We start from the raw sequence: 14,092 nt of genomic DNA on the forward strand, positions 1-14,092 counted from the left end.
TAGTCGAGATTAGAGGACTCGTTGCCGTGGGACACACGGTGGTTAAGCTTTCTGAGGGTAAAGGTTCCGTCCACCGAAGACGTTAAACTCTGCCTCCCTGTGACGGAAGAATCCCCCGCGTTTTAACCGGGGGAGTGTCAACTTAACTAATTAATTGGGATTGAAATTCCATTTCGGGAAAGATGCGATCGCACGTTTTGCCAGGGTGATTGAAATTGTTGCAACACAGATGCAGTATTCAAGCCGACATGATATTATGTGCTAATCGGTTGAGGCGTTCCGAATAACTTTTCATCACATTGAGAGCAAAAATTGGTGTTTCCTGAACCGCAAACAGAAATCGCTGCTGATCGAGAAATGCTAGGGTACAATCTGTTTTCGCGATCGCGCTATAGTTTCTGTCACCTACTCCAATCAATGTTCCGGTACCAAACACCTCACCCTTACCAATAGTTTCTACAATATTACCATTGATCGAGATATTTACTTCTCCTTCCAGGATGCCATACATGTAGTTCGCTGGATCACCTTCTTTGAAAATAACCTGATCGGCAGAAAATGTCTTAGGATCAGACTGTTTTTGTAAGATGCTGACTGTGTTTGCGGGTTCTACCATGTTCTGTAATTTGTCATTCGTCATTTGTCTTATGTCATTTGAAGCATTTGGGGGGCTACCTGATCATACTTGTCCAAAATGTTTTACCCAAATGCTTCGCCCAACTCCGGTGATGTCGTTGATAGATAAAACGGATCAAATCGGGGCGGGTTTAGTCACATCTGGGTTAAGTCAGAAACGATAGTAGTGAAACCCGCCCCTACACACCGGGTTCCCGCGAAGGTTGTCAAGGGTATTTCACCCCTCAACTCGCTTCTACCAACAAATTCTGATACGCCGCCTCAATCCGTTCCACTTCCGATGAGACATCAGTCTCTAATTTCCTCAACCGCTCTAATTCTGCCCCATTATTAATCTCATGGGACTCTTTTTGTGCAATTAAATTATCCAACTCTGACTTACGCGCCTGAATATCATCATTCATCCGTTCCGTCACTTCTCGCTCATATACATCAAAGCATTCTTTCACCGCATCGTGAATCGGTTGCCATTGTTCTCGTGCTACCTGGGGTAAATATTTAACTAACTCTTTCTTCGCCGCTTTCACCAACTCCTTCCGCGCTTGATCTGCTTGTACAACCCCAACCCCTAACCCCAATAACGCCAATCCCACAGGTCCCAAAACAACCCCTGAAACCGCAGTAATCATCGCCCCTACACCCATCACCGTAATAAAATTAAGGGCAATATTTTTCCAATCAAACCCCGCCCCCGCCATGGCTACCCCAGCAATATTTCCCCTTGCCAAGGAAAAGAGTCCCGCTGCCCATTTTGCCCAAGCGGGAGAATTGTCTTCTGGGGTTGTCCCAATCACTGGAGTTATGCGTTGTCCGGTTAACTTTTCGGTAATTTTCTCCGTAACTTTGGTATAAGATGCGCCATAACTGGCGGCACTTTTCGATAACTGCAAAAACGCGCTATCCATCTCTTTTTCAGCCGTTAAACTCCAGGCAGATAATTTATCATTTATATACCGCTCAAATGCCTGTTGCAATCCCGCTTCAAAGGATTCCCGTCTCCCTCGACTCAAAAAATCCATGAATTGAAAATCCGGCTGATACTGCATGAAATCAGCTTCAAAGCTATTCCCCAAATTTAAAACATAATTGCGGAAGGAATCCGCCACCGCCTTTGCCTTACTATCCCGTACCGATTTGATTTCAGCTTGGAACTGTTGACAGATATCATTGAGTTTCTTGAATTCAGGTTCTACCGAATTAATCCGTTCTTTTAATCCCTTTACATCCTGTTCTAACAACGGAATCCGCCGTTCAATCGCTTCTCGCACATGACTATACCCTTGACGCGCCAAGGTTCTGGCTTGGCGAAATTCAGCCACGGCTCGTTCGGTGGTCAAAAATGTACTTAATGCGCCCATAAATTCAGGAAATCCAGTTCCTTCCAGAGACGATGTTGGCTGCTTCACTCGTAACCGCAGCGCTTTAATCGCGGAAATCTCAAACACTCGTTCATCATAGATATCATACCCATCGACTTGACAGTAATCGGCTAAATTTGCTCGAAACACGCGCCGCACTTTATCTTCCGATTCTGCTAATTCTTCCGGATCATCCGGATCAATCAAACTTTCGCGAATCTGATCCCAAGCATTAATTAAAAAGAAAACTGATAATCCCCGATCCTTAATATAATTTTCTAAATAACGGCGTTCGGCTAAAGTACAAGGCTGAGTTGCCCGCAGTACAAATAAAATCGCATGGCAATTATTGATATATCCCAGAGATAACTCGTTTCGGGCTTCGGTATCATTGAGTCCCGGACTATCGACAATTTCTATACCTTTTTTTAATAACGCTAATGGATATTCTACGACAGCATAATCAACATTAGGAAACGCCTGTTTTTTCTGTTGTTCCAGTTGCTTAGCTTCAGCGGGATCAATCGTGTAGCGGCGCTTAAAACTCTTAAAATCAATATCTTCGGGGGGTGTACCATCATTAAAATGAACGGTGACTTTTTTTTCCGGTCCATACCGCAAAACGGTTAATAAAGCTGTACAGGGATTAACATCTGAGGGTAATAGGTTCTCGCCAATTAAGGCATTAAGAAAGGTACTTTTACCCCGTTTCATATCACCCAGAACCAGTAATCTAAATACACCTTGTCGTAAATTTGTACTGGCTCGGCTTAAATCATCAATATCCCGTTCCAAGCCCAAACCGCCAGAGGTATCCTTGCCGGCGGCTTCCCCTTGTTTAAGGGTTTGGGCGATTTCACCCAGACTCCTGGCGACTTGCGATCGCACTTTGGCAACGCGCTCTAAATTATTCAGGAAACTGTCTGTTTCTATTTTATAACTCATTGTTGATTTCTCCCTATACCATGCGTTTAGTGATCATAACCGATAAAATAGCTAAGTATTGTCTACCCGCTCCTTTGTTTCAGGTTAACCCGGTATTAACCCTGACTCCTCATACAGGGATTCAATCTGCCAGTATTGGGCTAAAATATCACTATCTAACTGTCTCAATCGCTTTAACTCCGTTTGGTGATTGATTTCACGACCTTTTTTTTGTTGCAGCAAGTTCTCTAATTGAATTTGGTGGGATTGAATATCATCATTAATGCGTTGAATTACGTCTTGCTCATACCGTTCAAAACAGTCACCAACTGCTTTGCGAATGGGTTCTTGTTGCTCCTGTGCCAATTGGGGTAAATAGTTAACAAACTGCTTCTTCGTCGCTTTAATCACAGCTTGACGCCCTTGTTCAGCTTGCATGGCGCCCACTCCCAAACTCAGCAGCACTAATCCTAGGGGATTCCAAAACCCTAAAGGAGTCAAAACTACCGCTAACCAATTAACCAGAATATTTTGCCAATTAAAACCAACAGCAGCTAAGGCGACACTGGCTATATTTCCTGAGGCTAAGGAGAAAAAACCCATTGCCCATTTTGTCCAAGTGGGTGACTCCTCCCCTGAGTCAACTGGAACTCTTGAGGGTAGGGTTTGCCCAATTAATTTATTGCTCATAGAATCAACAACCTGATTATAAGTTGCACCATAATTAGCCGCACTTTGGGCAAGTTGGGAAAAGGCTTCTTTCAAAGCATCCTCCGCTGTGCGTTCCCACGCGGCTAATTTATCCTGAAGATATTGCTCCAAGGCTTGCTTCAATGCAGCATTAAACGCCTCTCGTTTCTGCTGTTGTAAGAATTCCAAAAGGTCAATTGTCGGCTGATAGGGAAAAAAATCTGATTCAAACGTCGTTTCTAAGTTCAGCACATACGTCTGAAATGAATTGACTATTTCCTTGACATTTGTATCCCGTAGGGTACGAATTTCCTCACGGAATTGATCGCGAATTTGGGTGAGTTGTTCAAACTCCGGATTAACCCCCTGAATCCGTTGTTTCAATCCCTCAATATCTTGATCCAGTAAAGGAATTCGCCGTTCAATGGCTGCGTGAGTGCGGCTATAAACTTGACGCACCAGAGTTCTGACTTGCCGTAATTGTGCCACAGCCCGTTCTTGAGTTAAAAAGGTATTCAATGCCCTTAAAAATGGGGGAAATCCTGTGCCTTCTAGAGAATCCTGGGGTTTTTTTAACCGCCGCCGCAAGGCTGGGAGGGAAGATATCTCAAACACTCGTTGATCATAGTAATCCTGTCCATCGTTTTTACAGTAGTCAGCTAAATAGGTTTTAAATACAGTCCGTAACCGATTTTGAACCTGCTCAAGTTCGTCTAGATGATCTGGATTAATCAATCCTTTGCCGATTTCATCCCAAGCGTTAATCAGAAAAAAAACAGTTAATCCCCGCCCTTTGATATAATTCTCTAGATAGCGGCGTTCCTCCAGCGTGCAAGGCTGCATTGCCCTGAATACAAACATGATCGCGTGGCAATTGTGGATATAGTTAAGGGATAATTCATTCCGGGCTTCGGTATCGTTCAGCCCCGGAGTATCTACAATTTCGATTCCCTTTTCTAAGAGGGGTAAGGGATATTCGACAACGGCATGAGATACATCAGGAAATGCTAAACTATTCTCGGCTTCTCGGCGTTTTGCTTCGCTGGGTTTGATTGTATAGGTTTGCTTAAAACGGGCAAAATCGATAGATTGAGAGGAGTTATTCCCTTTAAAATACACCGTGACTTTTTTTTGAGTTCCGTAGCGTAAAACTGTTAGCAGGGCTGTACAAGGATTGACATCGGCTGGTAATAAATTCTCGCCAATTAAAGCATTGAGCAACGTACTTTTTCCCCGTTTTAAGTCTCCTAAGACCAATACTCTAAATACAGTTTGCTGTAAAGTTTGGCTAGCTCGGCTTAAATCGTCAATATCCCGTTCCAACCCCAAACCCCCAGAGGTATCCTTTACCGAGGCTTCCCATTGTGCCAGGGTTTGGGCGATTTCACCTAGACTTTTGGCGATTTGCGATCGCACTCTGGCAACTTGCTCTAAGTTATTCAGGAAACGGTCTGTTTCTATTGTATAACTCATGGTTTATTGATTCCTTAAGCATTAGTTGATCCCAAGCGCGATCGCGAGAATGGTGGGTTTAGTCCAGTTATCAGTTTTGGGCAAAACGTTATCCGTAAAATTGACCCCAACCACCGATAAAATAGGTGGGCAATGCCCACCCTACAATGTGTTTAAGTTTAACCCGGTACTAACAATAACTCCTCATACACCGATTCAACCTGCTGACATTCAGCTAATACATCAGCATCTAAACCTCTCAACCGCTTTAACTCAGTTTGTCGATTAATCTCACGAGATTCTTTTTGCTTGAGCAAGTTATCTAACTCAGCTTGGCGAGATTCAATATCATCATTCAGGCGTTGAATCACTTCCCGTTCATAACTATCAAAACAATCTTTAACCGCTTGACGAATGGGTTCTTGTTGTTCCTGGGCGAGTTGTGGTAGATATTTAACAAACTCCTTTTTTGTCGCTTTCATCACTTCTTGGCGGGCTTGTTCAGCTTGCAGTGCGCCCACGCCCAACCCCATTAAAGCCAATCCGATGGGATTCCAAAACGTTAATCCAGTAAAAATCAATAAAAAGCTGCTAATCCCAATTACCGCTAACCAATTAACCAGGATATTTTGCCAATTAAACCCAGCGGCGGCTAAGGCGACACCCGCCAAATTTCCTGATGCTAAAGAGAAAAAACCCATCGCCCATTTTGTCCAGCTAGGTGACTCCTCTCCTGAGTCAACCCGCACTCCCGGCGGTATCCTTTGCCCAATTAATTTCTCTGTCATAGAATCAACAATCTGATTATAGGTGGCGCCATAGTTAGCCGCACTTTGGGCAAGTTGGGAGAACGCCTCTTTTAAATAATCCTCCGCCGTGCGTTCCCACTCCGCTAATTTATCCTGAATATACTGCTCAAAAGCTTGCTTTAATGCAGCATTAAACGCCTCCCGTCTCTGCTGTTGCAAGAACTCCAGAAAGTCAATCGTCGGCTGATAGCGCAAGAAATCCGATTCAAATGTCTTTTCTAAGTTCAGCACATAAGTGCGAAATGAATCCGCCACCCCTTTTCCTTTTGTATCCCGCACGGTACGAATTTCATCCTGAAATTGATCTCGGATTTGGGTGAGTTGCTCAAACTCCGGTTCAACTCCCTGAATCCGTTGTTTCAATTCCTGAATATCTTGGTCGAGTAAAGGAATCCGCCGTTCAATGGCTTCGTGAGTGCGGCTATAAACTTGACGCGCCAGAGTTCTAGCTTGGCGTAATTGTGCCACAGCGCGTTCTTGGGTCAAAAAGGTATTTAGCGCCCCTAAAAACGCCGGAAATCCTGTTCCTTCCAGTGAATCCTCTTTTGTTTTCACCCGCCGCCGCAATGCTTCGAGGGAGGAAATCTCAAACACTCGTTCATCATAGCAATCGTGTCCCTCTTTTTGACAGTAGTCAGCCAGATAGGTTTGGAATACGGTGCGTAACCGATTTTGGGCGACCTCAAGTTCATCGGGATCATCGGGATCAATGAGTCCTTTGCTGATTTCATCCCAAGCGTTAATCAGAAAGAAAACCGTTAATCCGCGCCCTTTAATATAATTTTCTAAATAGCGGCGTTCTTCCAGCGTACAAGGCTGCATTGCCTTGAATACAAACAAGATCGCGTGGCAGTTATGGATATAGTTGAGTGATAATTCATTCCGGGCTTCGGTATCATTTAGCCCAGGACTATCAACAATTTCGATACCTTTTTCTAAGAGGGGTAAGGGATATTCGACAACAGCATAATCAACCGCTGGAAATGCCGAGCTTTTCTCGACTTCGAGGCGTTTGGCTTCGGCGGGATCGATGGTATAGTTTTGCTTGAAACTGGCAAAATCGAGGGATTCTGGTGGTTTATCTCCTTTAAAATAAACCGTGACTTTTTTTTGCGTTCCGTAGCGCAAAACCGTCAGCAGGGCTGTACAAGGATTCACATCTGCGGGTAATAGGTTTTCACCAATTAAGGCATTGAGAAATGTACTTTTCCCCCGCTTCAAGTCTCCTAATACCAGCAGCCGAAATAAGCCCTTCTGCAAATTATCGCTGGCAATCCGGATATCTTCACTTTCCCGTTCTAGACCCAATTTCCCGGAGGCTTCCTCAGCATCCAACTCCGCTTTTTCCAGCCGTTTGGCAATTTGACTCAGATGCATCGCCGCTTGATGACGCACTCTCACCACGCGCTCCAAATCCCTGAGTAAGCTGGTATTATCCACGGTATGGCTCCTAGTTTTTTGTAATTAACGCTTTGGGGAGATGAAGGCAGGTTTGACCGCTTCACTTCGTTCGGGGAACCGGGTGTGTGAGGGTGTAGGGGATCTTTTCACAATTATCGTGTTTGACCTCAACCCGATGCAACTCGCGCCCGCCCCGATCAAATGCAAGATTAAATTCCCTGTTCCCTGTTGCCTAAGACTTCTTGCGATCGCCTTCGAGGAAAAGCTTATACCCAATAAAGCCAATAACGCCGACAATCATGATCGTCGCGATCGCAGCACTAACCCGCACAATCAGAACAGTCGCCACGACAAAGACTAAGAACTTACCGAACATCACCAGCTTCCTCCCCCACCGCTGCAGCTTTCCTTCCGGTTGCTCATGCTTAACGGTTTGGTACAGAGGAGGTGGATTAATTTCCGCTTCCAGTTCGCGCAGCCGGAGTTCTCGCTCGCGTTGGATCAGGTCGTGTTCCCGGCGCTGAAGCTCCCGGTCTTCATTATTGGGAGAAGTCATTTCAGTTCATCCTAGTCGGGGAATTAATTATGATAGGTTATGGAAAGGTTAAAGAAACCTGGCACTTTAGGGAGTCGTTTTCACCATAAATTTTCTCTTACTTTAACCTTAGAGCCTCAGCATCTGCTAGATCCCGTTAAAAAACTTTAGGGCAAACCCCCCCAGCTCCCAGACGTAGCGTGCTACGTCTCTACACCGCTCCCCCCGCTCCCCCCGCTCCCCCCGCTCCCTCTGCTCCCTCTGCTCCTTCGCTCCTCCGCTCCTCCGCTCCCCCAGCATTATTCGTGTTGCGTTGGCTGATGTTGAGCATCAACCAGAGTTTCTTTAGATTGATCGAGTAAACCCTTACCAGAAGACGTGCGCTTTTTGGCATTAGTTGACGAGTCTACATGAGTGATGTCGTCATGCAGATGAATCTGAATTTTTGGTCCGGAACTCGCCAGACGAATAATCATCCCATCCACAACCGACATTTGGGTAAAGCGTTTCCCATCGATATAGGTTCCGTTAGCACCTAAGCTGATAATTCGCCAAATTGAACCATTTCGTCGCAGTTCGACATGGTGACGTGAAACGACGGCGCTATATAAAATGACATCATTATCCGTAGACCGCCCAATCCGAATCACTGATTCCGACTTAAACGGCCAACTTTGAACAGGTACAGACTGGAGAGGATGCAGCAGGGTCAGAGTAATCACCGGTGTTACATCATTCAAAAACGTGGGTCCTTACAACTGAATACTTCTAGAGCTTTCCATAAATCTAGGAACTGGATTTGGGCAAGAGCTATTCTCTGCTGAGACAGTTTTTACTCTTGGTTACAGGATAAAGGAATGCTCGGCAAGTAGTTTACCAACAAAGACTGCCATAATCACACCTTTTATTTTCAGGCTACCACTGGTTGACATCCTCCCTCAGCTTCAGCGAATAGGCAAGGGACTTAGGACAATTGGAACAAAAACGTGACCAGATCGCCTTTGCCTAGGCTAATGCGATCGCCTGTGCGTAAGCGATGACGATCGCCACTCGGTAAAGGGGTATGGTTAACATAAGTCCCATTAGCGCTGCCCACATCTTCAAGATAATAAATATCTCCCTCGACACGAATATCCGCATGAACTCTGCTTACAATCTCAGAATTAGGGAAACCCGACACATCAACGTCAGGGGGAATCTGATCGTTAGGTTTACCGATATGAATCACACGGATATGGGAGGGTAATTCAATCTTGTTCTGGGTTTGTAGGTGCAGCAGATAAACCGACTGCACCTGTAATTGGGTTTTAGCACTACCCGGAGTTGGAGTCGCTACAGGGGGCGGGGGTGGGGCTGTTTGCTCCTCCGGTAAGGTTGTCTTTTCTTCTGTTGTCGTCCCGGGTTGACTAACCATGGTAGCTGGTAGCTCAATACCGGGATCAGGTGGCGGGTCAGGCGTGAGTGATTGGGAACTCATTGAGAGAGGTTCGGGTTCAATTAGAGGGTCAGGGGGGTCTAAATCGGGTACATCGGGAGCCGACATCGGAGCTGATGTTGCGGGGCTTCCCGTCGAGCCACTGGCTTTTAGGTTAAACCCACATTGACCGCAGAAGCTAGCGTCTGTTTGAACTGTTGTACCACAGTTGGGACAACTCATGGTTGCGGGTAAGGGAGTATAGCAGGCTTCGCATTGAGTCGCACCGTCTGGATTTTGGTGATTGCAGTTAGGGCAAACAATCATAAGCCATTCAAAATTTACGCATTCAAAATTACCAACAAAAGCGGTTTAACAAACAGATGAGGGCAAAACCGCTGAAAACCTCTGGGTAAGCATGAGCCTTACTCCTTCATCAAAGCACAATTAAGCGTTCTACCTTAATAACTTGTTACATCAGCTCGCTAGCTCTGTCTGCGTTTCACCTCTTGACCCGCAAGCTCATCTAAAAGCCACCACAATTCACCTTGAGGCTGAATGAACCGCGCCGGATAGGTCAAGGGGTCAGCCTGATCAGCAAAGATTTGAGCCAGTGCGGGCTGCTTTCCCGCCCCCGCCACGAGAAACATGACACAATGGGCTTGGTTAATCAAGGGTACAGTAAAAGTAATCCGAGGTTGACCATCTTTATTGCCCACAGTAACCCGGCGATCGCAAACCTGTAGGGCTTGGGTATGAGGAAACAGAGACGCCGTATGGGCGTCGTCACCAATGCCCAATAAAATCACATCAAATTCGGGAAACTCACCTGCTGCTACGCCAAAGAACTCCCCCAGTTGAGCATCGTGCTTGGAGGCGTCTGCTTCGGGAGACTCACCATCTGTGGGTATGGGGTGAATATTCGTGGGTGGGATATCGACGTGATCCAACCAAGCCTGACGTGCCATCTTTTGATTGCTATCCGGGTGATCTGCCGGAACATAGCGTTCATCGCCCCAAAAGATATGCAGTTTCTCCCAGGGTAGATTCTGAGTGGCTAGGGCTTCATAGAGCGGCTTGGGTGTACCTCCCCCCGCTAAAGCCAGAGTACAGCGACCTGAGCGTTGGATTGCCTCCTGTATCTTGGTCAGGACAACATCAAGCGATCGCTCAATTAGCGCCGCCTTATCGGGCAAAACTTCCACAATTTTTGTCACGAATCTGTGATCCTCCTCAAAAGGTTACTGCGATACCCATGCCAGTTTAGAACTATCGTGACATACTCCCGACACTTATCCTTCGGATAAAGTGCGGGCTTCTCCATCCCGTTTCCAAGACTTCGCGTTTTTGAGTGAGGCGATGCCCAACCCCACTTTTTTAATTAAAATACCCGAACACAGATCTCGTGGCATGGAAGCATTGCAGTGGTGAAGTAGATCACAGGGGAACCGCTCAAACTTGTCCCAACTGTCGCGTCGAGTTCAAAAAGGAACTTGATTTGCCCTAGGAGGATTTCACTATGGACAAGTCCCTCTACCTAAGTGAACCCTAATTTTTCCATACTGTATCGGGTACACTCTCTTCTAGGGTAAGCAAAAAAGTACATGGAAACCAGCTTGCCCAGTAAAGTAGAAAGTGAACCATAACAGTCGTCTGAGGCATGAAAAGTAGTACGATGTATTCTTCGTTCACGGGTTTGGCACTTAAGATAGTCGGGCTGATCATGATCCTATCGTCCCTGTTGGATTATCTGGTGCTGATTATTCCCTCTCCTGGGATTAGCCCCCTTGAGAGTTCATGGCAGCTTAATTTAACCACCCAACTGGTTGATCGGGGTGTTATCCCGATGGTGGGAATTGCTTTTTTGGTAGCGGGATATTGGATCAGCAATAACAGTGGTGGCTCATTACCTGAGCGAAAATCGTCAATAAGCGACTTGAGATTCTGGGCATTTTTACTCTCCAGCCTATTGGGATTACTCTTTCTGTTGCTCGTCCCCTTGCACTTCAACAATGTCCGCATCCAAAGCAATCAAGCGATCAACCAGATTGGTCAGCAAGCCGAGCAAGCCGAAACCCAACTGGGAACTCAAGTTGATCAAATTGGCGCTCTGCTTCAAGATCCACAACAGCTCGAACGACTAGACCAAGCCATTGAAAGCGGTCAAGCCCAAGGAGAGCAACTCGCGCGACTCCAGGCTCTGCGAGAACAATTGATGGCTCTTAGACAAGATCCCGACGCGATCGCTAAAAGAACTGAGGAAGCTCAGACTCAAATCCGGGGTCGTAAACAAGAACTTGAGCAACGCGCCCGAGTTGAGGCTTTGAAAACAGGTATCCGCATCGGTTTAAGCAGCTTACTCCTAGCCATTGGCTACAGCATTATTGGCTGGATGGGATTGCGTAACTTGGGCAGTTAATCTGTAAGTCATTGCTATGGGAGCAAAAGGTGGAAAGGTTTGATAACAGTCTCCAAATTGTCAGTTTATACAGATTTGCGATTCAATAGAAGATACAGAGAAAAACCTTAATCACCCCTTCGGAAATAACGAATAACCTCTATTCGACCCAGTTGCTAACTTCTGCAGGTAATCCCCAGTTCGGCTTGTGTGTGCCATCGGTGACGACTGGCATTAAAGCGGATTGGGGTTCTCAATTTGAGAGAAGCTTTTTAGTGGGACTCATGTTTTTACAACCTTTGACATGTTCTCGATTTATATCCTGACCTACAACGAAGAACGAGATATTGAAGAGTGCATTAACTCAGCGCTGCTGTGTGATGACATAATTGTGGTGGATTCGTGTAGTAGCGATCGCACCGTAGAACTTGCCCAACGCTATCCCGTGCGAGTTGTACCTCATGCTTTTGAAAGTCACGGGCGTCAGCGCACTTGGATGCTGGAACACATCCCTACCAAGTACGAATGGGCTTACATCCTAGAAGCGGATGAACGGATGACCCCAGCCCTATTTGCTGAATGCCTAGAAGCCATAAAGGACAACGATTATGTAGGATATTATGTTGCCGAACAAGTCATGTTCATGAATCAATGGATTCGTCACTGTACTCAGTATCCCCGTTACCAACTCCGTTTACTGCGAAAAGGTCACGTCTGGTTTACCGATTATGGTCATAGCGAACGGGAAGTCTGTAATGGAGCGACAGGATTCTTGAAACAAACCTACCCGCACTATACCTGTGGTAAGGGATTTACGCGCTGGATTGAAAAACATAACCGCTATTCCACCGATGAAGCCCGGGAAACCTTAAGCCAGCTTGAACAAGGCACTGTCAACTGGGGGGCTTTATTGCTGGGGCGATCAGAAGTGGAACGGCGTCATGCCCTCAAAGATCTGTCTCTACGGTTGCCCTTTCGTCCATTGTTACGCTTTTTCTATATGTACCTTTTCCTGGGAGGCTTTCTGGATGGACGCGCTGGCTTTACCTGGTGTACCTTACAGGCATTTTACGAATATCTAATTACCCTCAAGGTTTGGGAACTCAAGCAGTAACAACAGCCCTAACTTGATACCATTGACTCCCAACTCTCTTTCTCTTTATTTCCCCGCCTCCTATGAAACGCGCTATAATTTCATAGGAGGCAAATCAAGTGTTAAACCTGACTTACGAATTCAAGGCAATTCCAACATCAGAGCAAGTCCAGATAATCGAACACACGCTAATAGTGTGTCGCCAGGTCTGGAATTATGCTTTGCGCCAAAGGAAGGATTGGATTAATTCTCGTAAGTGTCAAATTAACGCTTGTTCACTCGAATCAGAATACATCATCCCAGCCGATGCCCCCTATCCTAACTACGCTCAACAGTGTAGGGCATTAACAAAAGCCAAAACCGAATTCCCAGAACTAGCAACCGTTAACGCTCAGGCATTGCAGCAAGTCCTTAAAAGACTGGAAGCGGCTTTTGTGGACATGAAGCGTAATGGAATGGGTTTTCCTCGGTTTAAGAACCGATATCGAATGCGATCATTTGTTTACCCACAGTTGGGAAAAGGTCAACTCTTAAGGAAAAATCAAGTCAAACTTCCCCAGTTAGGCTGGCTGGAATATATTAAGTCACGAGAAATTCCAGACGGTTTTGTGGTAAAGCAAGCTCGAATCATTCGCAAAGCGTCTGGATACTTCGTACAGCTATCGCTAAAGTGTGACGTATCTGTTCCCAATGTCATGGATGGTGGTCATCCGGTAGGGATAGATCTAGGGTTAGACAAGTTCGTTGCAACTTCTGATGGGCTTGTGGTTGATAGACCTCGATTCTTGAACTCACTGCACCGTAAGCTGAAATTGCTACAACGCTCTCTTAAGCACAAGAAGAAAGACTCCAACAATCGTCACAAATTGAATCGGAAGATTGCCAGGTTACATCAGCGCATTAGCGACACTCGAAAAGACTGGCACTTTAAATTAGCTCACAAACTGTGTGACAGTGCTGGAATGATATTTGTTGAAGATATCGATTTTCGAGTGTGGGCAAAAGGTCTGTTTGGGAAACATACTTTAGATGCTGGATTTGGGCAGTTCGTCAGCATCCTCAAATGGGTGTGTTGGAAGCGTGGTGTGTACTTTGGTAAAGTGAACAAGGATTACACCTCCCAGGTCTGCCCTCAATGCGATGCCCATACGGGGAAAAAGAAACTCAAAGATAGAGTTCATTCTTGTCCGGAATGCGGTTACACAACACATAGAGATGTAGCAGCCGCACAAATCGTCCGTAATCGTGGACTGTCTGAGGTGGGACGCATCTTGGACATTAAAGAAAATGCTTGTGGAGACGGTCTGACGGGGACGGGAAACCGTCTAGTTAAGAGTTCGAGAAGCAAGAACAAGGGTAGAGAGGCGCGACTTCAGTCCGCC

11 protein-coding genes are annotated in these 14,092 nt (G+C 45.9%); 3 read left to right on the forward strand and 8 right to left on the reverse strand.

All coding sequences use genetic code 11. The annotated features are described in order from the left end of the window. Positions 1-238: 238 nt before the first annotated feature. The 8 genes from RID09_RS14385 to pgl form a co-directional block, all read right to left on the reverse strand. On the reverse strand, positions 239-616 hold the full coding sequence (locus tag RID09_RS14385; RefSeq protein ID WP_446336622.1) for a Crp/Fnr family transcriptional regulator: 378 nt from the start codon (positions 614-616) through the stop codon (positions 239-241). A gap of 244 nt (positions 617-860) precedes the next feature. Further along, positions 861-2,939 carry a dynamin family protein gene (locus RID09_RS14390; protein WP_446336613.1) on the reverse strand — a complete coding sequence of 693 codons (2,079 nt, stop codon included), beginning with the start codon at positions 2,937-2,939 and terminating at the stop codon, positions 861-863. A gap of 84 nt (positions 2,940-3,023) precedes the next feature. After that, on the reverse strand, positions 3,024-5,081 hold the full coding sequence (locus RID09_RS14395; protein WP_446336614.1) for a dynamin family protein: 2,058 nt from the start codon (positions 5,079-5,081) through the stop codon (positions 3,024-3,026). 158 nt (positions 5,082-5,239) lie between these two features. Further along, complete coding sequence (locus RID09_RS14400; RefSeq protein ID WP_446336615.1) at positions 5,240-7,309, reverse strand: dynamin family protein; 2,070 nt, start codon at positions 7,307-7,309, stop codon at positions 5,240-5,242. Positions 7,310-7,502: 193 nt separating this feature from the next. Then, the gene (locus RID09_RS14405; protein WP_446336616.1) at positions 7,503-7,826 is read right to left on the reverse strand and encodes a hypothetical protein; all 324 of its coding nucleotides are present in this window, start codon (positions 7,824-7,826) and stop codon (positions 7,503-7,505) included. Positions 7,827-8,104: 278 nt separating this feature from the next. Then, on the reverse strand, positions 8,105-8,527 hold the full coding sequence (locus RID09_RS14410) for an FHA domain-containing protein (RefSeq protein ID WP_446336623.1): 423 nt from the start codon (positions 8,525-8,527) through the stop codon (positions 8,105-8,107). Between the two features lie 242 nt (positions 8,528-8,769). Then, entirely contained in the window at positions 8,770-9,546 is a 777-nt protein-coding gene (locus RID09_RS14415; RefSeq protein ID WP_446336617.1) for an FHA domain-containing protein, read from the reverse strand. Between the two features lie 158 nt (positions 9,547-9,704). Beyond that, the gene (gene pgl, locus RID09_RS14420; RefSeq protein WP_446336618.1) at positions 9,705-10,436 is read right to left on the reverse strand and encodes a 6-phosphogluconolactonase; all 732 of its coding nucleotides are present in this window, start codon (positions 10,434-10,436) and stop codon (positions 9,705-9,707) included. Positions 10,437-10,894: 458 nt separating this feature from the next. Here pgl and hpsJ-B point away from each other — a divergent pair, with 458 nt between their 5' ends. The 3 genes from hpsJ-B to RID09_RS14435 all read left to right on the forward strand — a co-directional run. Beyond that, positions 10,895-11,638 carry a hormogonium polysaccharide biosynthesis protein HpsJ gene (gene hpsJ-B, locus RID09_RS14425; protein WP_446336619.1) on the forward strand — a complete coding sequence of 248 codons (744 nt, stop codon included), beginning with the start codon at positions 10,895-10,897 and terminating at the stop codon, positions 11,636-11,638. A gap of 283 nt (positions 11,639-11,921) precedes the next feature. Then, complete coding sequence (locus RID09_RS14430) at positions 11,922-12,731, forward strand: glycosyltransferase family 2 protein (RefSeq protein WP_446336620.1); 810 nt, start codon at positions 11,922-11,924, stop codon at positions 12,729-12,731. Positions 12,732-12,829: 98 nt separating this feature from the next. Beyond that, positions 12,830-14,092, forward strand: a 1,263-nt coding sequence (locus RID09_RS14435) for an RNA-guided endonuclease InsQ/TnpB family protein (RefSeq protein ID WP_446336621.1), incomplete at its 3' end; no start/stop codon positions are given.

This window comes from Coleofasciculus sp. G1-WW12-02 (genome assembly GCF_040219735.1).
Lineage (GTDB): Bacteria > Cyanobacteriota > Cyanobacteriia > Cyanobacteriales > Coleofasciculaceae > Coleofasciculus.